The 25,456-nt window shown below is 38.3% G+C and carries 22 protein-coding genes; 13 read left to right on the top strand and 9 right to left on the bottom strand.

The features are described 5' to 3' along the window. Positions 1-48 precede the first annotated feature (48 nt). A complete protein-coding gene (locus tag I6E85_RS00535) occupies positions 49-1,119 on the bottom strand; it encodes a PepSY domain-containing protein (protein ID WP_024591862.1) in 1,071 nt (356 codons plus the stop codon). 114 nt (positions 1,120-1,233) lie between these two features. Beyond that, complete coding sequence (locus I6E85_RS00530) at positions 1,234-2,100, bottom strand: cation diffusion facilitator family transporter (protein ID WP_024591861.1); 867 nt, start codon at positions 2,098-2,100, stop codon at positions 1,234-1,236. 251 nt (positions 2,101-2,351) lie between these two features. On the opposite strand from I6E85_RS00530, the gene I6E85_RS00525 reads away from it, so the two are divergent. From I6E85_RS00525 to I6E85_RS00490, 8 genes are all read left to right on the top strand, one after another. Further along, complete coding sequence (locus tag I6E85_RS00525; protein ID WP_197236451.1) at positions 2,352-7,115, top strand: PAS domain-containing protein; 4,764 nt, start codon at positions 2,352-2,354, stop codon at positions 7,113-7,115. A 12-nt stretch (positions 7,116-7,127) separates the two neighbouring features. After that, the gene (locus I6E85_RS00520; protein WP_024591859.1) at positions 7,128-7,610 is read left to right on the top strand and encodes a GNAT family N-acetyltransferase; all 483 of its coding nucleotides are present in this window, start codon (positions 7,128-7,130) and stop codon (positions 7,608-7,610) included. 79 nt (positions 7,611-7,689) lie between these two features. Then, on the top strand, positions 7,690-8,196 hold the full coding sequence (locus I6E85_RS00515; RefSeq protein ID WP_007582333.1) for a hypothetical protein: 507 nt from the start codon (positions 7,690-7,692) through the stop codon (positions 8,194-8,196). Positions 8,197-8,212: 16 nt separating this feature from the next. Next, positions 8,213-8,824 carry a superoxide dismutase gene (locus I6E85_RS00510; RefSeq protein WP_024591858.1) on the top strand — a complete coding sequence of 204 codons (612 nt, stop codon included), beginning with the start codon at positions 8,213-8,215 and terminating at the stop codon, positions 8,822-8,824. A gap of 75 nt (positions 8,825-8,899) precedes the next feature. Beyond that, positions 8,900-10,252, top strand: a complete 1,353-nt coding sequence (locus I6E85_RS00505) for an AlkA N-terminal domain-containing protein (RefSeq protein ID WP_197236450.1) — start codon at positions 8,900-8,902, stop codon at positions 10,250-10,252. Next, positions 10,252-10,722, top strand: a complete 471-nt coding sequence (locus I6E85_RS00500) for a methylated-DNA--[protein]-cysteine S-methyltransferase (RefSeq protein WP_024591856.1) — start codon at positions 10,252-10,254, stop codon at positions 10,720-10,722. The genes I6E85_RS00505 and I6E85_RS00500 overlap by 1 nt, the downstream gene beginning before the upstream one ends. Before the next feature lie 75 nt (positions 10,723-10,797). Then, positions 10,798-11,589 (top strand): amino acid ABC transporter substrate-binding protein, encoded by a 792-nt coding sequence (locus I6E85_RS00495; protein ID WP_024591855.1) that lies wholly within the window; start codon positions 10,798-10,800, stop codon positions 11,587-11,589. A gap of 82 nt (positions 11,590-11,671) precedes the next feature. Further along, complete coding sequence (locus I6E85_RS00490; RefSeq protein ID WP_024591854.1) at positions 11,672-12,265, top strand: thymidine kinase; 594 nt, start codon at positions 11,672-11,674, stop codon at positions 12,263-12,265. Here the strand turns inward: I6E85_RS00490 and ltaE are convergent. Both ltaE and rlmF read right to left on the bottom strand, forming a co-directional pair. Beyond that, on the bottom strand, positions 12,239-13,243 hold the full coding sequence (ltaE, locus tag I6E85_RS00485) for a low-specificity L-threonine aldolase (RefSeq protein ID WP_024591853.1): 1,005 nt from the start codon (positions 13,241-13,243) through the stop codon (positions 12,239-12,241). The two genes, I6E85_RS00490 and ltaE, sit on opposite strands and share 27 nt — an antisense overlap. Before the next feature lie 40 nt (positions 13,244-13,283). Then, entirely contained in the window at positions 13,284-14,216 is a 933-nt protein-coding gene (rlmF, locus tag I6E85_RS00480; RefSeq protein WP_024591852.1) for a 23S rRNA (adenine(1618)-N(6))-methyltransferase RlmF, read from the bottom strand. Positions 14,217-14,344: 128 nt separating this feature from the next. On the opposite strand from rlmF, the gene I6E85_RS00475 reads away from it, so the two are divergent. Continuing rightward, a complete protein-coding gene (locus I6E85_RS00475) occupies positions 14,345-15,298 on the top strand; it encodes an alpha/beta fold hydrolase (RefSeq protein WP_024591851.1) in 954 nt (317 codons plus the stop codon). Here I6E85_RS00475 and I6E85_RS00470 read toward each other — a convergent pair. The 3 genes from I6E85_RS00470 to I6E85_RS00460 all read right to left on the bottom strand — a co-directional run bounded on the left by I6E85_RS00470 (position 15,246) and on the right by I6E85_RS00460 (position 19,990). Beyond that, a complete protein-coding gene (locus I6E85_RS00470; RefSeq protein WP_024591850.1) occupies positions 15,246-16,679 on the bottom strand; it encodes a sulfotransferase in 1,434 nt (477 codons plus the stop codon). The two genes, I6E85_RS00475 and I6E85_RS00470, sit on opposite strands and share 53 nt — an antisense overlap. A gap of 250 nt (positions 16,680-16,929) precedes the next feature. After that, complete coding sequence (locus tag I6E85_RS00465) at positions 16,930-19,512, bottom strand: TonB-dependent siderophore receptor (RefSeq protein ID WP_010553992.1); 2,583 nt, start codon at positions 19,510-19,512, stop codon at positions 16,930-16,932. Positions 19,513-19,828: 316 nt separating this feature from the next. Next, positions 19,829-19,990 carry an oxidoreductase-like domain-containing protein gene (locus I6E85_RS00460; RefSeq protein WP_081709178.1) on the bottom strand — a complete coding sequence of 54 codons (162 nt, stop codon included), beginning with the start codon at positions 19,988-19,990 and terminating at the stop codon, positions 19,829-19,831. Positions 19,991-20,102: 112 nt separating this feature from the next. Here I6E85_RS00460 and I6E85_RS00455 point away from each other — a divergent pair, with 112 nt between their 5' ends. Continuing rightward, entirely contained in the window at positions 20,103-20,525 is a 423-nt protein-coding gene (locus I6E85_RS00455; protein ID WP_007582356.1) for a hypothetical protein, read from the top strand. 87 nt (positions 20,526-20,612) lie between these two features. Beyond that, positions 20,613-21,977, top strand: coding sequence for a M17 family metallopeptidase (locus I6E85_RS00450; protein WP_010553989.1), 1,365 nt, complete (start codon positions 20,613-20,615; stop codon positions 21,975-21,977). Between the two features lie 38 nt (positions 21,978-22,015). Here the strand turns inward: I6E85_RS00450 and I6E85_RS00445 are convergent, their stop codons facing one another. Beyond that, a complete protein-coding gene (locus I6E85_RS00445) occupies positions 22,016-22,402 on the bottom strand; it encodes a VOC family protein (protein ID WP_024591849.1) in 387 nt (128 codons plus the stop codon). A 70-nt stretch (positions 22,403-22,472) separates the two neighbouring features. Next, positions 22,473-23,552 (bottom strand): ketoacyl-ACP synthase III, encoded by a 1,080-nt coding sequence (locus tag I6E85_RS00440; protein WP_024591848.1) that lies wholly within the window; start codon positions 23,550-23,552, stop codon positions 22,473-22,475. 153 nt (positions 23,553-23,705) lie between these two features. On the opposite strand from I6E85_RS00440, the gene I6E85_RS00435 reads away from it, so the two are divergent. Together I6E85_RS00435 and I6E85_RS00430 are read left to right on the top strand one after the other, a co-directional pair. Continuing rightward, positions 23,706-25,013 carry an amidohydrolase family protein gene (locus I6E85_RS00435; RefSeq protein WP_024591847.1) on the top strand — a complete coding sequence of 436 codons (1,308 nt, stop codon included), beginning with the start codon at positions 23,706-23,708 and terminating at the stop codon, positions 25,011-25,013. 8 nt (positions 25,014-25,021) lie between these two features. Continuing rightward, positions 25,022-25,426 carry a DUF4440 domain-containing protein gene (locus tag I6E85_RS00430; RefSeq protein ID WP_008171412.1) on the top strand — a complete coding sequence of 135 codons (405 nt, stop codon included), beginning with the start codon at positions 25,022-25,024 and terminating at the stop codon, positions 25,424-25,426. Positions 25,427-25,456: the final 30 nt, after the last annotated feature.

Below are 25,456 nucleotides of genomic sequence, written 5' to 3'. Positions count from 1 at the left end.
TACGTAATGGTAATTATTATCAACTAATGACGCAAGTGTTAATGAGATTTATTTCCATTTATGGCGTTTTAACCAAAAATATACACCGCTTACAATAAAAAATGCGAGTGAAAGGGCTATTAATAACCATAAAAACTGCACAATAGGACCTGCAAAATCACCAATGTGAAACTTATACTTAAAGTTCCATGCTTGTGTTGTGAAGTTGGTTTTACTGGCGTCAAATGAGTTTAATACTTTACCAGTAAATGGGTTAGTCCAAACCCAGCTGTAAGCGTGGCTTTCGCCAGGGTTTTGCATTCTCAGTGCAATTACTTCGTCATCATTTTTAGGTAAGTAAATTCTATATACTTTACCATCCGGAAATACGTTCTCTGCATTTTTAATTGCTTCATTGTAGTTTAACGCAGCTTGAGAAGCGGCTATTATTTTTGGCGCTTCAGGTCTTTGTTCTACTTTATTAAACGTTACAAATTCTAATACAGATTGAGTTTGTGTTTTCCAGTTAAATGCCATACCAGTAAAGGCAATAAGCATAAGGGGTATAAAAAAGTAAACACCAAGCACTGTATGTAATTGATACATGAGCACTCTAAATTTGGCTTTTGGTTTTATAGCTAAACGTTTAACTCTGTTTTTGGGCTTTACCCATAAATAAAAGCCGAGTAATACATTTATTAAAAGTGGCAATGCACACACCGACATCCAATTTCGAAAGGTTTTTTCACCCTTACTGTTTTCAAACAACAGCCAGCGATGCAATCCCATCGCAAACCCATAAATAGTATCTGTTGATTCATAGACGTTTAGTACACTCCCAGAGTAGGGATTAACACTGGCGTAATATTTATTGGCTAACCTAAATTGCCATGCGGCGTTTGGCGCTTGTTCGGGCATAAAAAAAGTGATTTTTTGCTTAGTTTGAGCTCGTACATTTTGTATAAGTTCATCGTAAGGCATTAAATTTTCTTGTGGTGTTACTTGCCATTTTGCAGGCTCTATTAAGTGCTGTATATCTTTTGCATAAATCATAACAGCACCGGTTAAGCTCACTATTAATAAAAATAGTCCGCTAATAAGGGCAAGGCCTAAATGAATTCTACGTAACCAAAGTTTCAAAAACGGTATCTCATTATGAGTTAATGGCAATATTGTAAATGATAATACGAGCTGTTTTCAATTAAATAGTTATGTATTTGGTTTAGCTTGTTATTAAGAACATTAAATTGGGCTTTAATTTGCGATTGGTCGGATTTCTATTATGCAATTTTCGATATTAAAATTGTCGTGTAAAAAGCTTTTTATTGTTGGCAAATTAATTAAGTGCTGAGTGCTAATAACAAGCTCACAATAATTTTCTTTATCATCTAGTTGCCAAAGCTTAATGCTAACTACCGATTCGATATTAAATTCATTGCTAATAGCATGTGATATTGCGTGTGTATCAATGTTGCTAGGCGCTGCTTGCATTAAAATTTTGCAGCTTTGCTTTAATAGTAAAATGCCATGATAAATTACATACACAGAAATAAGCACAGTGGCAATTAAATCAACAATATACCATTGGTATAAAATAATTAAGGTGCCTGCAATAATAACAACAATAGATGCCATTGCATCTGATACGTTATGAATAAAGGCCGCTTTTATATTTATACTGTGATTTGCTCCAGCTCGGTAGGTTAAATACGCTGTTGCTAAATCAATTACCAACGCTATTGCTGCCACCCACACAACTATCCAGCCATTAATTGGTTGAGGGTTTAAATAGCTCGAAATGGCTTCAAAAATTAAATACACGCCAATTAATATTAATGTACTGCTATTAAAAAGTGTGGCAAGTATTTCAGCGCGTTTATAGCCAAAATGATGAGTGCCGTCAGCAGGCTTATTACCAACTTTACGTGCAACCAAGGCTATAAATATAGCGGCAGCATCACTTAAATTATGAAGGGCATCGGCTATAAGTGACAAGCTGCCCGAAAATATCCCGCCAATAACTTGGGCTACGGTTAGCAATACATTAATAACCACAGCGACGGTGAGCTGTTTATTGCTTTGGTTTTCGTCTACATGACTATGTGAGTGATCGTGCGCCATAATGCCCTCAAACGCATTGATTAAATACTGCTTATATCACGAGGAGTTTAAAACAGCTACAGAAGTTGTAGCGTAAGCAAGTGTAATTATAAGTTAGTAATAAAGGCGTATTTTTTAAAAAATGTGAATTTAAGATTGTAACGCTAAATACCCAGTTTTTAAGGAGTTTACCGCTCAAAACTTGCGTCTTTATATATTTAGTGCATTAATGTAAGTAATATTAAATGATTATAAGTTGCTGGATATTAAGCATGGACAAAGGTTTAAACTTTGGTGAATTAACAGGTAAAGGACAGTCTGTTCGAAGTAAGTTAATTATAACCTTTATAATTATAGCCTTAGGGCCACTTTGTATACTTACGTGGTTTAGTCTTGAACATGTAAATAGCACGCTTAAACAAAATGCAGACACTGAACTTAACGAGCTTAATAATATAGGTAAGCAATTTGCTGATATTTGGTTTACAGACCATGTTAAAGATTTATATTTGCTTAGATCACAATTTGATATCAGCCCCAATAAAAAGCAAAAATTAATTAATCAATTTATTGAGCAGTATGATTTTGTTAATCATGTAGAGCTTATTGATGTAAACCTCGTTAATTCACTACCTTCATCACCTTTTTTAAATGTTATTAAAGAGCCGCGCTTTAATAACATACGTTCTGGGATTATAAATACAGGTAAAATCCAATTCCAGTCAATGACTGCCTCAGGGCGTGAATATCATATTATTGGCTTACCGATATTAAATGATGAAAATAAGCTACAAGCAATATTGCTTGCAGCTATAAATTTAAATGGCTTATTAAATAATCTAAGTAAAATACACGCTGCTAATAAAGACATAACATTTTATGTTATGCACAATAATAAAATTCAAAAAAGTAATATTTCAGACGATACCCAACCATCATTTTTCTCTCCAAATGGCTCACCAACACAACGTGTTTTTTCTTATATTGATAAAAATGAAGTCACTTTATATGGGTATATTAATTCATTAGAGTTTTTAAATGAGTCTGGCTGGCAGCTACTTGTATCAAAACCAAAAGAAGTTGCACTACAAGGTGCTAATTATTATAAGCAGCTCGCTGTATTAACTAATTCAGGTGCCTTACTGCTGATATTAACGTTGTCGTGGTGGTTTGGTCGCCGGCTGTCTCAGCCTTTAATTAACTTAGCTAAAATTGTCGAAAATATTACAAAAGGCGATTTAGTTAAAGTTCCAATAATAAACGATAGCATTGAATTTAATCAGCTTTCATTGGGCTTACGTAAGTTAGTAGCCGTAAAAGAAGAACAACAAAGTATATTACAAAAACAACGTTCGGCACTTCAAATTGCATTAAAACAATTAGCAGAACAAAAAAGTGCATTAGATGAACATGCCATTGTTGCGGTAACTGACTTACATGGCACTATTACTTTTGTAAATAAGAAGTTTTGTGAGATCAGTGGTTTCGACGAACATGAATTAATAGGCGAAAATCATCGCTTATTAAATTCAGGTAAACACGAAAAAAAATTCTTTAAAAATATGTACAAAACGCTTAAACGCGGTGATGTATGGAACGGGCAAATCTGTAATAAAGCTAAAAATGGTGGTTTTTATTGGGTAGATACCACCATTGCACCATTTTTAGATGAAAACGGTATACCACAAAACTATATTGCTATTCGTACCGACATTACAGCGCTTAAGTTACAAGAGCTAGAGCTTGAACAGCACAAAACACAGCTACAACTAGTGATTGACTCAACAGCAGTGGGTATTTGGGATTGGTACATTGATACTAAAAATGTGACATTTAATAACCGCTGGGCCGAGATTATAGGTTACAAGCTCAGTGATATTGAACCTTGTACTATAGATACTTGGTATACCTACGCTCACCCTGATGATTTAGCTATGTCGGAGAAAAAACTTCAAGCGTATTTTTCCGGCGAGACTGACTATTATGTTAGTGAAGCCCGCATGAAACATAAAAATGGGCATTGGATCTGGGTTCTCGATACTGCAAAAATAGTTGAGTGGAATACCGATGGTTCTCCAAAACGCATGATCGGTACGCATTTAGATATATCAGATCGAAAATCTACAGAGCTTGAGCTACAAGGAAGCCGAGACAGATTTGCATCTTTGGTATCAAATATCCCTGGCATTATTTATAGGTGTAAGTTTGATGACAAATTAAGCATGCTTTACATGAGCGAGCAAGCGAGTGAAATAACCGGTTATTCACCCGATGAGTTGATACACAATGAAGACCTTTGCTTCTTTGATTTAATATGTGAAGACGATTCTCAAAAAATAAAAGATGAAATTGTCCGTTGTGTTAGCGCTAAGCAGTCATGGTCTGTTGAGTATAGAATTAAAGCCCGCGATGGCTCTTTGCATTGGGTAAACGAAAAAGGCCAAGCGATTTACGCAGATGATGGCAATATATTGTATTTAGATGGATTTATTTTAGATATTACAGAACGTTACAATACACAATTAAAAATAAGCCGTCAGCAAAGCCTGCTTGAATCAATGAGTAAGCAAGGCCAGATTGGTGCATGGGAGATGGACCTAGATGCGCATACTCTTTATTGGTCTGATGAAGTTAAGGTTATCCACGAAGTACCAGAGGGATTTGAGCCGAGGATAGATACTGCTATTGATTTTTATAAACCAGGAATACACCGAGACACTATAAGTACCTTATTTGAATGCGCTGTGACTTTAGGTGAAAGCTGGAGTGTAGAGCTTATTATTTTGACCTATTCGGGGCAAGAGCGTTGGGTTAAATCAATGGGCCAAGCAGAGCTTAAAGATGGTAAATGCGTACGTGTTTTTGGCTCATTTCAAAGTATTGATGCACATAAGCGCCTTGAACTCGAAAGCGAAAAAGCAAACCGCTATAACAAAAATTTAGCCGCGCTTACAGTCGCACCTGAAGTGCAAAATAGTGATGTAGAGCAAGTTAAAAAGCTAGCCGTTAAATCTATGTGCGAAGTGCTAAATGTTGCACGTGCGTCGGTATGGATTTTTAACGATCAACGAGATGTAATGACATGTCATAGTTTATACATAGATGGACAAGGGTTTGTAGATACAGATGCTGTTTTAACTGCTAAAGACTACCCTGCATATTATAGCGCCATTTATAAGCAAAACTTAGTAGCCATTGATGATGTTTATACGCACCCAGCAACTGTTGATTTTATAGAAGCGTATACAAAGCCATTAAATATTAAATCGATGCTTGATGCAGTAATAGCAACTGGTGATGGTAATTTAGGTATTTTGTGCGCTGAAACGGTAGGCGAACATCACAATTGGACGCAAAGTGAAGAAACGTATCTTCGATCATTGGCTACTTTAGTGGGAAGTACTTTAATTTCTCAGCAACGAAAAGTAATCAGTGAGGAGTTAAAAGTAGCCCTTGTAAAAGCAGAAGATGCAGCCATTGCGAAGAGCCAATTTTTAGCAACCATGAGCCATGAAATAAGAACGCCAATGAATGGTGTACTCGGTATGCTAGAACTTGTTCAATTAGAGTCACTCCCTAAACCAATAGAAACAAAAGTAGGTATAGCCAAAACAAGTGCGCACTCTTTATTGGGTGTAATTAACGATATTTTAGATTTCTCTAAAGCCGAAGCGGGTAAAATTGAACTTGAAGAGATTAACTTTAATGGACGTGATTTAATTGGCGAAGTTGCTGCCGCACAAGCATTGACTGCTCAAGAAAAAGGTATAGAAATAATTTTAGATTTGGTAGCGCTAGAGCCTTCGCAGTTATGCGGAGATCCTGGGCGGATTCGACAAGTACTTACTAATTTGCTGAGTAACGCCGTTAAGTTTACGAGTAAGGGCGAGGTTGTGGTAAGCGCCAAAATTAATAAAGTGGCTCAAGGTTTAGAATTTGTTGCAAGTATAAAAGATTCAGGCATAGGAATAAGTGAAGAAAAGCAACAGCAGTTATTTACCCCTTTTTCTCAGGTAGATGCATCAACAACGCGTGAATACGGGGGCAGTGGCTTAGGGCTGGCTATTTGTAAGCAGCTTTGTGAGTTAATGGGAGGAGCAATTTCTCTTACAAGTGAAGCAGGTAAAGGGAGTACCTTTACCGCCACTATAATGCTAACTCCGGGAGATCAAAAAGAGCGTTATATTCCTAATATTAATATGGAAGAGCTAACAGTTTTAGTTGTTGACGATAATGAGACAAATCGAATTGTAATTTCACAACAGCTTGAACATTGGGGCGCTAAGGTTGCACTCGCATGTGATGCACGCGAAGCACTTGATATGTGCGCGCAGCAATATAAAGATAAAAATTGCATGTATGATATTGCAGTGCTTGATATGCAAATGCCAGGAATGGATGGCATAGAGCTGTGTAAAGCACTAAAAGCACATGAACATTATAAATCAATGCCACTTGTAATGATGACTAGTATTGCAGGTATGGAAGGCGCGCAGCGTTATTCTGATGCTGGCTTTCAGGCATATTTTCCTAAACCAGTAACCACTGCCGATTTAATTTCTGCACTGTCGGTTATAACGAGTAATGATGCAGGCGAGGCGCTCCCACTTGTTACGTCAGGCTATATTTCGTCACTTAAAAAAGAAAAAATGCAGGAGTCTTCCCAAATACTACTGGTGGAAGATAATCCAATTAACCAACAGGTGGCTAAATTAATGCTCAAAAAGCTTAATTGTGACGTTACTATTGCTGGGAATGGCCAATTAGCGATTGATATATTAGAAGCGCATGATTCAGGATATTTTAAGCTTGTACTTATGGATTGCCAAATGCCTGTTATGGATGGTTTTGCTGCAACCGCTGCTATTCGTAAAGGCGTGGCGGGCATACAGCATAAAAACATTAAAATAATCGCTATCACCGCAAATGCAATGAACTCAGATAAAGAGCGTTGTATAACAGCTGGAATGGATGACTACTTGAGTAAACCTATTCAATTAGATATTTTAAAAGATAAATTAGAGCAGTATATTTAAGGTAAAAATACAATGAGCCAACCCGTTATAATACGTGATGCAAAACCAAGTGACGCAAAAACAATTTTGCACTTTATTACCGAACTTGCCATATATGAAAAAGAACCTGATGCAGTAAAAACAGACGAGCAGGCAATTTTAGATACTCTGTTTAGTGAAGGTGCAACTGCGCACAGCATAATTTGTTTAGAAGGTGATGAGGCAATTGGTTTTGCGGTATATTTTTATAATTACTCTACCTGGTTAGGTAAAAATGGCCTATACCTTGAAGATTTATACGTAAGCCCAGATAGCCGTGGCAATGGCGCAGGTAAAGCCATTATGAAACACTTAGCTAATAAGGCGATCAGTAATAACTGTGGGCGTTTTGAATGGGTAGTGCTTGACTGGAATAAACCCGCTATCGATTTTTACAATAACATTGGTGCAAAGCCGCAAAACGAATGGATTATATATCGCTTAACAGGGCAGGAATTATTAGACTTCGCTAAATAGTTAATGAAAATCATTTGCATTTAGTTTTGTGGGTGTGTAAGTTAAATACACACTCATAAATAAACGTGCAGATGATTATATGATCTCAAGTCAAAAACAACCCCACTCAGATTTACTTTATCTTGATCAAGCATTAAGCCCTTGGCAGTCGAATATAATGCAAGGTAATTATGCATTTGAACAAGGTGCACTTCTCGAAGCCCGCGATAAATACTTATTAGCTAAAACACTTGCAGATCATCTTCTTCAGCAATTTTTATATGCTCAGATTAATAACACTGTCATTCATGCTATTGAGCACTGTATACCCGCACTTGTTGTTGCGTCACATAATTTAGCTGATACTTATATAGCTATGCAACAGCCTGAAAATGCATGCAAATGGCTATGCGAAGTACACTTAACACTCTCTTCATTAATTAAGCATACTCATTACGATATACAAAAAGTGAGTAAGCATCATTACATTAAAACTTCCTCTGAACTTGTATCATTTGCAAGACGTTATCATTTTTTACCTGAGCTAATAGAGCAAGTGAATTTTTGCTTATGCTCTAAAGACTCAACAAACAGCCTGCTACATTAAAATAAAGGAGTAATTTATGGCGTTTACATTGCCAGCACTTGATTATGAATATAATGCGCTTGAGCCTCATTTAGACAGCAAAACTATGCATATTCACCACACATTGCATCATCAAACGTATATCAATAAAGCCAATGCTGCTTTAGCAGATACTGTATATGCAACCGCAAATGCTGAAAAATTACTTAAGGGAATAAACAGCCTGCCTAGTAATTTGCAAAAAGCAGTACAAGAGCATGTAGGAGGGCATTTTAATCACAGCTTATTTTGGCAAGTAATGAGCCCACAAGGAGGAGGTGAACCTGAAGGTATTGTGGCTCAGGTTATAAATGAGCAACTAGGCAGTTTTGATAAATTTAAAGACCAATTTACAGCCGCGGCAATTAGCCAATTTGGTAGTGGTTGGGCGTGGTTATGTGTAACGCCGGATGAAAAGTTGATTGTAGAAAATAGTGCTAATCAAGATTGCCCTTTAATGCAGGGAAATATCCCTATTTTGGGACTTGATGTATGGGAGCATGCCTACTATTTGAAGTATCAAAACAAACGCCCTGAATATATTGCTGCATTTTACAATGTAATTAATTGGCAAGAAGTACAAAGGCGTTATTTATTGGCTATTGGTTGAGTGCCGAATATGGCTAGTAATACAGTTTTTTTTGTATAAGCTAGGCTCTATAAGGTTTAATTTATAGAGCCGTTTATGGACACTTCACATTGGCAAAAAGCACGTCAGAGTCGCGATCCTCGTTTTGACGGGCTTTTTTATGTTGCGGTAAAAAGTACCGGTATTTATTGCAGACCTATTTGCCCTGCACCAACGGCTCACGAAAAAAACGTTGCTTATTATCAGTTTGCCCATAACGCGGCGCAAGATGGTTTTAGACCCTGTATACGATGCAGACCCGATAGTGCCCCTGGCAGCGCAGCATGGCAGGGTACAAAAACGACTGCACTTAGAGCAAAACAGTTAATAGATCAAAATGACGAGCACGACTGCGAAAAATTAGCAGCTCGTTTAGGTGTAAGTAGTCGTTATTTAAGACAGTTGTTTAAGCAGTATTTTGGCGTGTCGATTACGCAATATCGATTATTTAACCAATGTCACTTTGCTAAGAAGCTGATTCAAGAAACACATTTACCCCTTACCGAAATAGCGTTTTCCGCAGGCTTTAAAAGCATTAGGCGCTTTAATGATGCATTTTTACAGCAGTTAAATATAGCTCCCTCGAAGCTGCGCAGTGGCGATAAAAAACCAACGTCAACACTCACTTTAACCCTGCCATTTAGGCCGCCTTATAATTGGCCTGCTTTGCAGGGTTTTTTACAAAGGCGCTTGATAAAACCAATGGAGTGGATAACACAAACGAGCTACGGACGTACTTTTGCAAGTGAGGAATATAAAGGAAGCTTTACCGCTGAATTTATAGCGAGTAAAAACCACTTTAGTGTATCTATCAATATAGACAATACGGTGTACTTACAACCTGTTATAAATAATATACGCCGTGTGCTTGATTTAGATGCCGATATTAATTTAATTGAAACGCATTTAAGCGCCAATATAAACAATGCGTTTACAGTGTGTGAAGGGCTCAGGCTTCCAGGGATTTGGTCAAGTTTTGAAGCCGGTATAAGGGCGGTACTCGGACAACAAGTGAGTGTTACTGCGGCGCATAATTTAGTAACAAAGTTAGTTGACGAATTAGGCGAAAAAGAGGGCGATGCCGTTTATTTTCCTACAGCTAAAATTGTTGCTAATAGTGATTTTGCATTTTTTAAAATGCCACAAGCACGCAAAAATGCGCTACACAACTTAGCCCAGTTTTGTGCACTAAATCCTGAAAATGACGATTTAGACGAATGGCTTAATTTAAAGGGAATTGGTCCTTGGACGGTAAATTATGCAAAGTTGCGAGGGCAAAGCCAGCTCGATATATTACTTGATGGCGACTTAGGTGTTAAAAAAGCTCAAGCGGCGGCAAACCCTTTCGTACCTGCTAACAGCGCTCCTTTTCGCTCTTACTTAACTTTTCAACTTTGGCAGCAATTATAATGATCATTCAAACATCAATTTCGAGCCCTATAGACGACATAATTATTCAAGCGACAGATAAAGGAGTGAGTTACGTTGGGTTTTATCCTCCAGTTGAGCACCCTCATACGCCATTTGAGCAAGTCGCTAACAAGGCGGTGCTTATTTGTGCTGCGCAGTTAAATGAGTACTTTGCAAAAAAACGCACTACTTTTGATGTACCACTTGATACAAACGGTACAGCATTTCAACAAAGCGTATGGCAAGCACTATTAACGGTACCTTTTGGAAAGTCGCAAACATACGGCTATATTGCAAACCAACTCAATAATCCAAAAGCAGTGAGGGCAGTAGGCGCTGCGAATGGTAAAAATCCGATTAGTATTATAGTGCCTTGCCACCGAATTATTGGCGCAAATGCAAAGTTAACGGGCTATGCTGGTGGGCTTGATAGGAAGCTTTGGTTGCTGAAACACGAAGGATTAATGTAAATTAATGTAACGAATATTTTGTATGTTTAGTTCTACATACTACACTGTAGATTTAGTTTATAAATAAAAATCACTATGAAAATTAGAACGTTGCTTTATATTTTTGTTTTGAAGTGTATTGTTTTTTGCGATGGCGTTACGGCCAAAGAATTACTTTTTTGTTATGAAGATAAAAACGCAGCACCACTATTTTTAGGTGTTGATAAGGCTATACCTATTGATCAACCTGATGCCTCAGTTGAGGTTTTAAGTTTATTAGATAAAGCGATTGATGGTGTTGAGATTAAGTTTGTTAGAAAACCATGGCGTAGATGCTTAAGCGATTTAGAATTTAATCGAGTTAATGCTGTTATTGCCAGTTACCGCAAAGGACGAGAAAACGTTGCTGTTTACCCTGTTGATCAGCAAGGTAAGTTACAAGATGACTATGCAGTAAGTGAATTTAGTAGCTGCCTTATAGGGCGTTATAAATTTCATAAAGAATGGGAGACTCGCGAAGTATTTCAAAATAAAGCATTTACGATAGCTATTCCTAATGGCTATGGACTAAATAGCGCGTTAAAAGAAGAGCCATTTTTTATTCATAATACGTTTTCTAAAAGCAAAGCTTTTGAGTTGCTAGATAAGGGCGTGGTGCAGGCGAGCGTTGATCTATGCCAAGTTGATGGCTTAAAAGTGTCGAGTTATCCGTATGAGGGTAATAATGTCAAACCTATTTATCCCCCTTACGAAACCAGCCATGGTTACCTTGTTTTTTCAAAAAAATTCTACGAAGAAAATAACACTCTAAGTTGGGAAATATGGCATTGGCTATCAAAATTTGAAAGTGCACCTGTGTATATTAAATACTTACAAACACCTAAATAACCTCATTAAATTCGCGTTTGTAAATTGGTATTAATTTAATATTAAGGTAGCATAAGCGCACTTTTTATAAAATGGCACCACAATGGCTCAATTATACTTTTACTACTCTGCAATGAATGCAGGTAAATCAACCACGTTATTACAATCTGCATTTAATTATAAAGAACGTGGCATGGAACCTGTGATCCTTACTGCTGCCATTGATGATAGACAAGGCGTGGGTAAAGTATCGTCTCGTATTGGCTTGCAAGCAGATGCGCATGTATTTGATGCTAGGAAAGATGTTTTTGATCTTATTCAATCACTCAATAATGAAAAAAAACGCCATTGTGTGTTAGTTGACGAGTGCCAATTTTTATCAAAAGAACAAGTAATGCAATTAACCGATGTGGTTGATGAATTAGGTATACCGGTATTGTGTTATGGCTTGCGCAACGACTTTAGAGGCGAGCTATTTATAGGGTCGCAATATTTGCTTGCGTGGGCTGATAAGTTAGTTGAGCTTAAAACTGTATGCCACTGTGGACGTAAAGCAAACCATGTACTGCGTACCGATGAAAATGGTGAAGCAATAGCCGATGGTAACCAAGTAGAAATTGGCGGCAATGACCGATATGTTTCGGTATGCCGCAAACATTATAAAGCCGCGTTAAATATGGGCCGACAAAGCATTTAAAAATGTATCAATATCTTCGCGCGTAATATCTAAATGCGTTACTAGCCTAAGCTGCTTGCTTGGGCTAAATAGTATACCTTGTTGTTTAAGTGCCTCAGCAATCTCTTCAATGTTTATACTGCTAGTGTATGTTGCGTAAACCATATTAGTGGTGTTACTCAGATCTACATTAAAACCACTGATTTCACTTAATTGTTTAGCCAAATAACGTGCATTTGCATGATCGTCTTTTAAGCGCTCTACATTGTGCTCAAGTGCAAACTGCCCGGCGGCTGCAAGCATTCCGGCTTGGCGCATACCGCCACCAAGTACTTTTCTCCATCGTCTTGCTTTATTAATAAGTGCTGGTGAGCCTAATAATAAAGAGCCTACGGGCGCCCCCAATCCTTTAGATAAACAAATAGAAACTGAATCAAAGTGTTTTGTAATTTCAGTGATATCAATATTTAGCTCAACAGCGGCATTAAAAGCACGTGCGCCGTCTAAGTGCAGTGCTAAATTATGTGTATTAACAAAGTCACGAGCTTGGGCTAAGTACTCAAGCGGGAGTACTTTTCCGCCTATGGTATTTTCTAAGCTAAGTAATCGCGTTTTTGCAAAATGACAATCGTCTGGTTTTATAGCGGTCGTTATTTTACTAAAAGGTATACTGCCATCAGCATCGTTTTCAATAGGCTGTGGTTGCACAGACCCTAAAACAGCTGCTCCGCCGCCCTCAAACTTATAGTTGTGAGCATTTTGGCCACAAATGTATTCGTCACCTCGCTCACAATGCGCCATTATTGCAAGTAAGTTGGCTTGTGTACCTGAGCTGCAATAAAGTGCGGCTTCAAAATTAAAACGCTTACACGCATAGGCTTCTAGTTGGTTAACGCTTTCATCATCACCATATACATCGTCACCAACCGGTGCGTTGTACATAATATCGCGCATTGTTTTTGTTGGTTTTGTAACTGTATCAGATCGAAAATCTATCATGATTGCCTTATCCTTTTTATTGTTTTTAATAAAATTGGTACTAAGCCAGCTCGCTACAAATTTGTTCACGGGTTTCTTTATCAAAGTAGCTCCATGCAATAAAGCGGCTAATTTTTTGACCTTGTGCCATATCAACTATTTTATATTGTGCTATTGGGTGGGCTTTTAATACCTCTTCAAGGGCTGCAATATTATCTTTTTTAGAGACTAACGACGTAAACCACAGTACTTGCTCTGCAAAGTCTTCGCTTTCTTTAATCATATTAGAGATAAACTGTACTTCACCGCCTTCACACCATAATTCATTATTATGGCCACCAAAGTTAAGTGTGCTACTGGGTGTTTTTCCTAAGTTTCTCCATTTACGTTCACTGCCTTTACTTGCCTCTTCTTCGTTTGCATGAAACGGAGGGTTACAGAGCGTTAAATGATATAGATCTTTTTGATTTACAACGCCTTTAAAAATATGTGATGCGTTTTTTTGTTGTTTTAGGGTTATTTTTAAACCATTAAACTGAGCAATTTGTTTTGCTATTTTTACTGAGGCTGCATCAATATCAGTCCCTGTAAAATGCCATTTATATTCACTTGTACCAGTAAGCGGATAAACTAAGTTAGCGCCAGTGCCAATATCAAGCACTTTAATTTGCTTACCTAAAGGTATTTGTTGTTGGTTATCGTCACTTAATAAGTCGGCTAAGTAATGAATGTAGTCAACACGCCCAGGTATAGGTGGGCATAAATTATGCTCAGGAATATCCCAAAAATCAATATTGTAGTGAGCTTTTAAAAGCCCTTGATTAAGTGTTTTAACGGCTTTGTTATCACTAAAATCAATACTTTTAGTACCTGCAGGTGTGGTTATAACAAAAGGCAGTAGAGCAGGGTGCTCTGTTGTTAATAAATCGAAGTCGTACCCATTTTTATGTAGGTTACGAGGGTGTAATTTTGAACGTGCTTTATTTTCTTTCATGGCTTCATTTTAACAACAGATATGATGTGGTGATTGTAACAAATGCTGATGAGTAAAGTGCAGACATTTCCTTTGGTATATTTAATATTGCTGGTAGGATGAGTTGAAAATAATAAAAAGGAATAACTGTGGCGATTTCTCAGCAATCAATAATTATCAATTTAGACGCTCACCAAACACTTCATTTACGTCGAATCAGCGATGATAATCAGCAAGGGCCTGTCGTATTTTTTATGCATGGAGCTGTAGAAAACGGTAAAATTTTTTACACCCATTCTAATAAAGGGCTTGCCCCTTTTTTGGCTGAGCATGGGTACCGATGCTATGTGGCTGATTTACGTGGCCGAGGTGATAGTAAGCCGATTATTTCAAGTGACGCTAAGTACGGGCAAACCGAGGCCATTTTAGAAGATATTCCAGCCTTTATTAAGCAAATAGAGTTGATTGAAGGCAAGAAGCCTGACTACTGGGTCGCTCACTCTTGGGGCGGGGTATTGATGAACAGCGCGTTTGCACGTTTTCCAGAATATATTAATGATGTAAAAGCGTGTGTGTATTTTGGCTCTAAGCGTTCTTTATTTAATAATCATCCTCAAAAATTATTACAAGCCAATTTAATTTGGTATTTTATGGCACCTTTACTTGCTAAAAAACACGGCTATTTAAATGCTAAAGGTTATAAGTGGGGAAGCGATAACGAAACTCAAAAGTCGCATTATCAAAGTATGCAATGGGCTAAAAAGAAGCCATGGATAGATTCTGATGATAATTTTGATTATGCAAAAGCGCTAAACAACCTGCATTTACCGCCAACGCTTCATATTGCTGCGGTAAAAGATAAAGCATTAGCGCAACCAATCGATATTCAAAAGTTTATGGACGAATCAGGGCCTGGCATTCAACAAATGCGAATTTACGGTCGTAAACACGGGCATAATTTTGATTACGATCATATTAATATGCTTACCAACCCAAGTGCGCGTGATGATCAATTTAAAGATTTACTTAATTGGTTTAAAGCACGTCCGATTAATTCTCATCAAGTAACTTTAAAAGAGGTGTTTTGTAACGCTCCCACTTAGCGATTGCGGCGTTATTAATAGGTTGGCGAATAGCATGTTTACTCAACGTGGTTACCGGTGTTTTTTGTTTATAAAACGCTAAGCAGCGCTCTTCAAAATGACAGTTTAAAAAGCCAAGTAACTGCGTTAGCTGCTCTTTTGGGTTGCTCACTAAATCTTCGTAACTGACATCATAAATTGGCATACCTTTAAAGGAGTGCCAATGGCTCATCAGTTTTTCATACACACTATGGTAAAGCTTAAACTCAGGTAGTGAGCAAAAATAAGGCTCGTTTTCGGCAAAGTAATTAGTGAAAATAGAAAACGCAGTAGCATTAAAATTACGACTTAAATTTATAAATTTGGCATTTGGAAATAGGATATATATTAGTCCGAGCGACTGATAATTACTCGGCAGTTTATTTATTATAAAAGGTCTGATGGGCGATGCTGTTTTTAATGTTGTGATATAAAGCTCGCGGGCTTTTTTGATTAAGTCAGGTGTTAAATGCGCTAAACATTGCGGGTAAGCAACTCCCGTTTTTTGTTCGATAAAAGCAACCGCGTTATTACTAATACTCGTACTTTCTCCTAGGCTCGAAAACTGACTATGGCTTGCCAATATTTGCTCCAGGAGGGTAGAGCCACTACGAGGCATACCAATAATAAATACAGGTGTAATATTACGGGTAAATTTTTTATCGGCGGAGGCAATAAATTCCTCGGTGTTGTATTTTATTATTTCATCGTAAAAAGGGATTAAATCTTTAGTGTTAAATTCACTTAATTTTCTTTGTAATTTATTCGCCAATATAAAATAATTAAATGCTTGCTCGGTATCTTCAAGTGCATCGTAACTGTTTGCTAATGCGTAGTAACACACCATTTTTAAGCGTAAATTGCTCGTTTGAGTTAATAAGTGATGCAAATTACTTACATAATTATGCTCTTTATCAAAGCGGCCTAACTGCACAAGTTCAAATAAAATATAAGCTGTTACAGGGTATACCCCAATACTGAGTGCATGAGCAAAGGTTGTATGGGCTTTATCTAACTCGCCATGTGTTAAATAGTGCTGTGCTAAGTAGTAATGAGGCTCTGGGTTATGACTTGCTAATTTCTTAGCGTATTCGAGCACCGTTAACGCATCGTTTGGCGAATTAACACCGTTAAATGCATCAGCAAGGGCGTGTAATGGTTCAAGCATATGAGGCAAGCGCTCACAGGCTTTTTGGAGTAGGTATACGCCAGCGTCATAACGTTCTAGTCGTAAGGCAATTCTGCCTAAGCCAAATAAAGCTTCACCATTTTCAGGGTTACTATTTAATAGCGTTTTAAAATGAAACTCAGCTTCTTTGAGTTTATTTTGTTGCAGTAGTTGGTTGGCTTTATTAAGTAACATAGTTATACCAATTTTATTAAAAAAATAATCATTCTATCGCATTAAATAGCGAACTCACTGCGTTAAAAATTATTCATATAGAGCAACTACATATCATAGTTTTCGCCTTGTTATTACGCTATTTTCTGAGCGCTATAATAGAACACTTATTCAATGCAATTGGTATTGTTCATTATTATTTTTATTAACTATAAAATTAAAAAGGCGAAATGTCTTTAACATTTCGCCTTTGGTTCTTCATGAAAATAGTTTAAAAAGTATATGTTGCTTTAGCGTAGTAAAAGCCACCGTTAATACCAAACGGAGATGTTTCGTAGAACTGACCACCCCAGTTGTTATTAGGGATACCCGTTGCATCTGCAAAATCAAGTTTTTCAGCATCTTGGTCGAATAAGTTTTGAGCGCCTACAGAGAAGCTAACTGATTCATTTAAGAAGTAAGTTACTTCAGCATCAATAGTGACTGCAGCATCTGCTGTTTTAGCTGTTGCATCATAATCAACGTGAACACCTTGGTATTCGCCGTAGTAGTTTGCACGAGCAAATGCAGAAACTGATTCCCATTGTTGAGACAATGTGAACGTTGCACGATGGTTAGGTAAATCTTCTTCTAAGCGTTTAACTTTAAACGCACCTGTAATTTCACTAAATTGAGTTACTTCAGTATCATTCCAGTTATAAGCAAGGCTAAATGTAGAGCTACCGCCCATTAGTTCAGCAGTATAGTTTGCAACTAAATCGATACCTTGAGTTGTTGTATCAAAGTCATTTGTAAAAAAGCTTACCTGAGCAAGACCTTGTACATTAGGAACTCCAGCTGCTGTAAGTGTATCTTTATCTGCTTGGCTTAAGTTGATTTTATCTGATTGGCTAATACGGTCATCTACTTGTATGTTGTAGTAATCAAGCGTTAAAAATAACTCGCCGATTGTGTATACAGCACCAAGTGTATAGCTTTGTGATTCTTCCGGCTCAAGCTCTGTACCACCTAATTGCACTGCAATAGGGTTTGTTGGTGGAAGAAGCGCTGAATCTTGTAATACACCGCTGTCTAAGCTTGTTTGTACGTTACTTACGTTAGCTTGACCAACTGTAGGTGCACGGAAACCGCTACTTACAGAACCACGAATATTTAAATCTTCAGTTAAATGGTATTGAGCCATTACTTTGTAGTTAGTTGTAGTACCAAAGCTGTCGTAGTCTTCAAAGCGAAGCGCTACGCCCATTAAGAAATCTTCAGTAAATGGTGCTTCAACATCAACATACGCTGCATAGTTACGACGAGAAAACTCACCTGCTTGTGATGGTTTAAAACCAGGGAAGCCGTTAGAGCCAATACCAAAACCTTGTGCTGTTAAAGGGCCTGCTGTGTAAGATTCTTCATCACCAGAAATGATAGTGAATGTTTCTTCATGCCATTCAAAACCACCGGCAATGTTTACATCATAAGCTAAACCAAAGTCGACACCCTTTGATAAATCAAAGTTAAAGTTTTTCTCTAGCTGTTCATATTTACCCGGACTGAAGTCACGTGGTGTATCTGCACCTAAAGAAGCATTAACCGTGTCATAGATGAAGTAACGTGATTCATTTAAACCCACAGTACCGCTTAAGTCATAGTAAGTATCTTTTAAGAAACCACCAGTGAATCGCCCTTTAGTACCAATAGTTAAAGAAGTATCAGTAATGTTGCCGCCAAAGTTAGGTGTAAAGCCACCTGGAAGCGTTTCGTTAAAGGCAAAACAATCTGGGTTGTTCGCTACACCATTTATATAAGCAGGATCATCTAATACGTTGCCATCTGTTATTGCAATAGTAGGACAGTTAGCGCTCATATCAGGTGTTAAATCTGCAACAAGTAGTGTTTCGCCACCATCATTTGAGTAAACGCCAGAACGTGTTTGCGGGTTACGGTAGTAAAAGCCACCACGTACATCACGTTCAGAGTAATTACCAAACATGTAAAATTCAGAATCGTTTGTTAGCTCTAAACCTACGTTACCAAAAATTGTAATATCGTCGTTTACTTCTGGTGCGCCCCATACTTGTGCAAGAGAAGATACATCAGGAACACCGGCAGCTGAAAGTGCTGCGGCATCGGCACGTTGAACTGAGCGGCTTGTTGCATCAGCTGTTTTATATTGAAAGCTTAAATTAGCAAAGCCATTGTCGGTAAACGGTAAACCCACGTTACCCGACACTTGTGTTGTATCGCCATCACCTTCATAAAATTGACCATGGCGGATTTCTAATTTACCACCTTCAGAAGCGTCTTTTAGTTGGAAGTTCATTACACCGGCGATTGCATCAGAACCATATTGTGCAGCTGCGCCATCACGAAGTACTTCTACTTGTTTAATAGCAATGCTTGGAATAACTGAAATATCTGCGCCTTGCGCGCCATCGTTAATACCACCGCCTAAAAATGCAATTACAGAAGCACGATGACGACGTTTGCCGTTTAAAAGAACCAATGTGCTGTCTGATGGTAAACCACGTAAGTTAGCTGGGCGAACAAGAGAGGCCGCATCACTAATAGGATTTTGATGTACGTTAAAAGATGGCACGGCACCTTTTAAAAGCTCAAGCATGTCGGTATTACCTGATCTTTCTAATTCTTCGCCGCCAATAATATCGATTGGAACTGGTGAGTCACCGATTGAACGTGGAGCTGAGCGCGTACCTACTACGGCAATTTTCTCTACGTTTTTATTTACTTTAGTTTGCTGTTGCTCGTCTGCTGCAATAGCAGAACCCGAAAAAAACAACCCTGCAGTGGTTGTAGCTAAAGCAAATTTGATTGCTTGGTTTAGCGCATTATTTTTTAATTTCATTCTAATTTTCCCCAGTTAGAATAATTCTTATTTTTGATGCTAATTTCACATCATTTATTTTTTACTTAATTTTTGTTTCACATAAGTTTGAGGTCTTACCTCAAAAGCCTAATCAATTAAGCTTACTTTTTGTGAAGTCCTATCTACAGACTATAGGTAAAAAACGAGGAGAGCAATTGTTAATTAACCGTTTGATAACAAAAAGGTTCAATTTAATAAAAAATGCAACAGTGGTGCAAAGTGAAGTGGAAATGAACTAAATAAGTGCAAATAGGGTTGTTAAGAGGAATTTTAATGCGTTGGAAATATTAAAATGTTATTTATTTGTTTCTTCCTTGTGTTTTTTAATGTTTTGTATGCAGCGCCAAGCCACTAATTTTTCTTTATATTCATCCCACACACAGGGGCAGCAACTGCCACCACCACAACATTCATCAGATTTTGGTTTTTCAGGTTTTTGCGGTAGTTGGTTTGTCATATTCAGTGTTGTTGTATGTATTTAATACTAATTTGGTGCAAAGGATAAGTTAAAGGATGTTGTAAGTAAATTATTCTTTGTGAACCCGTGCTGCTGTGTAAAAATAAAAGTTATGCGATTATATAAAGTTATTCACCGTGCACCTTGGCGGGTAGTTAAAATTAGTAAAAAACGCCAACAGCTGCGTTTTCGCCGTGCTATGGTGGCGCTTAAAATTGCACTTGCGCAAGAAAAACAAGAAACCAAAGAAATGCTCTCTATTTATAGGCGCTACACTCAAGGCCAAACAAGTAAAGAGGAGTTAAAACGCGCTAATGAACAGTTTGTTGATATTTTAAAAGGGTTAGGGCTCGGTGTGTTTGCAGTATTACCTTTTGCCCCGCTTACAATTCCTTTAGTTGTTAAATTAGGGAGTTTAGTGGGAGTTGATGTACTGCCAAGTTCGTTTAATATGAACAAATCTATTAAAGAACTTGATGCTAAAATAGATCAAGAAAATCAAAAGCAAGAATCCAAAAATAGCTTAAAAAAGTAGCTAAAATCCCTTCAAATTAGCGATACCTTTTAGGTGCGCTTATTGATATGCTCTTAAGTACCATTTTTATATTATATGAGCTTTTTAATGAGTGCATTACTACGTCATACATCTTCTGGTATTCCTTTATCTTTTATTCTTAAAAACGAATTATCTGACTGGCAAGCACAGCAGCCTGCATTTATACAAAATTGGTTAACTAATACAGGTTTCGAAAAGCAAGGTGTTGCTTTAATCCCTGATGCTAAAACGGGCGAGTTAAGCCAGGTATTTTGTTTAATGCAAAGTAGCGATGATTTTTGGGCTGCGGGTAATTTAGCAAATACACTTCCTACTGGTACTTATCAAATTCAAGGTGAGAGCGCTTTTGTAGAGCAAGTTGCTTTAGGGTTTGTGCTTGGTGGTTACGAATTTAGTGAATATAAAGAAAAACCAACAGCAAAAGCGCAATTAGCCATTAGCGATAAAGCGTTGTTTGAGCGTATTAGCCAACAAGCTGATGCCATTACACTTGCACGTGATTTAGTTAATACGCCAGCGGTAGACATGATGCCGCAACATTTATCGCAAGTAATGGAAGATTTAGCTGCAACTTACAATGGCGAATTTTCACAGTGGATTGGCGATGAGTTACTAGAGCAAAACTACCCGACTATTCACATGGTGGGTCGTGCAAGCGAAAATAAACCGCGTTTACTTGATTTAAAATGGGGTGCGACAGATGCTCCATTAATTACACTAGTAGGTAAGGGCGTATGTTTTGACTCAGGCGGACTTGATTTAAAACCAAGCTCTGGCATGCGTAACATGAAAAAAGACATGGGTGGCGCGGCGCACGTAATTGCACTAGCACAGCTTATTATGGCAGCTAACTTACCAATTAGATTACGAGTGCTTGTACCTGCTGTTGAAAATGCAGTATCGCGCAATGCATTTCGCCCTGGCGATGTTGTTAAAACACGCAAAGGCATTATGGTCGAAATTGATAATACAGACGCAGAAGGGCGCTTAGTATTGTGTGATGCATTAAGCGAAGCACAAAACGATAATCCTGAGCTAATTATTGATTTTGCTACCCTTACGGGTGCATGTCGTGTTGCGTTAGGCACGGAGCTTCCGGGCTTTTTCTCAACAGAGCGCGATGTAGCAAACGGTATTATTGATGCAGGTTTAAGTGTCCATGATCCTGTTTGGCAACTTCCGTTGTTTGAGCAATATAAAAGCTTACTAAAAAGTGATGTAGCCGATATGGCAAACTGCGCAAGTACACCGTTTGGTGGTGCTATTACTGCAGCGCTTTACTTAAAAGAATTTGTTGAACCAACAACACCGTGGGTACATTTTGATGTAATGGCGTGGAACTTACGTGCATTACCAGGTCGCCCAACGGGTGGTGAAGCATTAGGTATTCGTGCTGTATTTAACTACTTACAAAATCGTTTTAATAAATAAGTTTTTGATTCAATAGTAAGAACTTGAGCTTATGAGTTTTAAACCTCATAAAGCTCAAGTGGCAAGTTATCTGGATCGGCAAAAAAGGTAAACTTTTTGCCGGTTATTTCATCCACTCTAATATCCTCAACGTTTACTTCGCACGACTCTAAATACGTTTTTGCAATCTGTATATCCGCTACCTTAAAAGCTAAATGTCTTAAGCCTTGTGCTTCGGGATAGGTTGGTCTTGCGGGAGCTCCATCAAACGAAAATAGCTCTATTTGGCTACCATCTGGCATGGCTAAATCTAATTTATATGAATTACGATCAGCTCTAAAGTGCTCATTAATAACGTTAAGTTTAAGTACATTGCTATAAAAGTGTTTAGAACGTGCATAGTCACTACAAATAATCGCAGCGTGGTGAATACCTAAAAGTTTCAAATTTAATTCCTTAAAAAGCAAAAACGCACTTAAATAAGTGCGTTTTATATGTTGCTTACTACATGTTGTGTTAGCTTGGCTGCGCTTCTTTACATGCTTTAACGGCCGGTGCTACAAGTTCTAAACCGGTTTTATCACATGGCGGTAAAGCGGCATCGCTTACACTAATAGGCGTTACGCGTTCGCCCCATTTTATGTAACTTGCAGCCCAGGTAAGGCCTGCACCAAATGCAGCAGACATAATGTTTGAATGCGGTTTAATTAACCCTTGCTCAACGGCTTCACATAACGCAATAGCAATCGTAGCAGCAGAGGTATTACCATACTCACCAATGTTAACCATTACTTTTTCGTCAGGTACTTTTAAACGATGCTGAATAGCTTGAATAATACGTAAGTTAGCTTGGTGTGGAACGAGTACATTAATGTCATCAAGGCTCAAATCGGCTTGTTTAAGTACATCGTCGCACGCTTCGCTCATGCCTTTAACAGCACGTTTGAAAATTTCACGACCTTCAAATAATAAATCAGATGGTCCAATTGGCTCATATTTATTTAAATCACTACCAAAGTTAGTGATGTGTAAAATATCGCGGTCTTCACTGTCACAACCAGTTTTGGTTGCTAGTAAACCAGCTGGCGTATCTGTCGCTTCAAGTACTACTGCACCTGCGCCATCGCCAAATAAAACAGCGCTATCGCGACGTGCCCAGTTTACGTACCAGGTCATACGCTCAGCGGCAATGACCACTGCTTTTTTGATCATACCCGCTTGAATTTGTGCTGTAGCAGCTTGCAATGCATATAAAAAGCCCGAACATGCCGCGTTTGTATCCATTGCGGCAGCGCCTGTTGCACCAATGTTTTTTTGCACTTGTGAGGCGGTATTTGCCACAACAGTAGAAGGTGTACAGGTTGCTAATATTACTAAATCAATATCTTTAGGATCAACGCCTGCGCACGCAATAGCATGCTTAGCTGCAACGGTTGCCAGCTCGGCGGTACTTACATGGCTCACTCGGCGAGATTTAATGCCTGTACGCGAGGTTATCCACTCGTCGGTGGTATCAACTATTTCACTAATTTCATCGTTGCTAATGCTTGCTGGTGGAATGCATTTACCCCAACCAGTGATATGTGCGTAAGGCATAGTATGTTCTCTTAAGGTGGTCTGACATGTATTACTAATGGGTGAGTTATACCAAAAAACGGCTTTCAAGACTAGTTTATAGCATGCTTTGTGTCGTAAATATTCGCAATTACAGGTTATTTAAGGTAATGCTAGTACAAAAAAGGAGCAAGTATGAAAACAACACTAATAACAACATTCACTGCAATAACGCTGGCATTAATAGCAAATGGGGCTTTTGCTCAACAGCATAAAATTATTTATGCGGGCAGTTTACTTGCATCCGAGGATCAAAAAGTAAAAACAGAGCAAACGTTAGTCATAACAGATAATTCAATAACAGCCATTAAAAACGGCTACCTCACAAAAGCAGAACTTAACCTACCTGATGCCGATATTATAAATCTTAAAAATCAATTTGTAATGCCTGGTCTTATTGATATGCATGTTCACGTTACGTTTGAGCGAGATGCTAAAGCAAACCCTCACCGCTGGGCAACTGAATATGATGCCGATTATGCTTTGCGCTCAATTAAATATTTACAACGTACGCTCGATGCGGGTTTTACATCAGTGCGAGATTTAGGTAGCGATCACAAAGTAATATTTCCGCTAAAACGTGCTATTGAGCGAAATGATATTAACGGCCCTCGCATTTTTGCAGCGGGTAATACAATATCGCCTACCGGTGGACACGCAGATATGCACGGTTATCGAAAAGATATTACAGATGCGGTTACAGGCGGGATTGGTATATGTAATGGCGCGGATGATTGTAGCCGTGCGGTACGCGAGGTAATTAAAAGTGGCGCTGATGTAATTAAAATTACTGCCACGGGTGGAGTACTAAGTAATACCGCTGCTGGTGTTAACCAACAACTTACAGATGCAGAGCTGATTGCAATTGTTGATACTGCTCATCACTTGGGTCGTAAAGTTACAGCGCATGCACACGGTACACAAGGTATAAAAGCGGCCTTAAAAGCCGGTGTAGATTCTATTGAGCATGGCTCTTATTTAGATAAAGAGGCAATAAAGTTATTTAAAAAAACGGGGGCTTATTTAGTACCGACGCTTTTAGCGGGTGCAACGGTAAGTGAAGAGGTGCTTACAAATCCAAATATGCCACCGGCAATAGCCGACAAAGTGCGTGAAGTGACTCCAAAAATGCAGGCTTCGTTTAAACTTGCACTGAAAAACAAGGTTAATATAGCTTTTGGAACAGACTCTGGGGTGTCGCGTCATGGGCTCAATGCTAACGAATTTAGTTTAATGGTAAACAATGGTATGAGCGAAGCCCAAGCTATTAAATCAGCAACCATACATGCAGCTAAACTGCTGGGGCAAAGCGCACTCATTGGCGACTTGAGTGTTGGTAAACAAGCAGATATTATCAGTGTGAATGGCTCACCGCTTAAAAATATCGACGTACTTAAAAACGTGCAATTTGTTATGAAAGCCGGGCAAGTTTATAAACAATAGGGAAGGTTATGAGCAGCAAAATAAAAGTGTCGTTATTTAATCATTTAATTGACGCTGAGCGCCAGTTACTCGACCCAGAAGTTCGCCAATCTGAGCGCGCATTAGATGCTTTACTCGATGATGAATTTATCGAAATTGCTGCCAATGGCACTACATTTAATAAATACCAAGTACTAACTCGTTTACCTACCGAGGTTGTGCCACAGTTTTATAATCAGCATTTTAAGGGCCGAATGCTAAGCGATGATGTAGTGCAACTTAGTTATCAAGCTGCTTATAGGCGCTCTGCTCGCAGTGAATTTAATTATTCATTGCGTATGTCGCTTTGGCGTAAACAAGGCGAGCAATGGCAAATGGTGTTTCATCAAGGAACGCCTTGTGCGCCGTTTTCAATTTCGATGGATGATGATTAAAAATCATATAACCGTTAAAATAACCTTATT

It is taken from the genome of Pseudoalteromonas sp. NZS71, assembly GCF_015864715.1.
In the GTDB taxonomy this organism is placed as follows: Bacteria; Pseudomonadota; Gammaproteobacteria; order Enterobacterales; family Alteromonadaceae; genus Pseudoalteromonas; species Pseudoalteromonas arctica.
The sequence above is the reverse complement of the archived record's forward strand: the minus strand, read 5'-3'. Positions and strand labels throughout refer to the sequence as shown.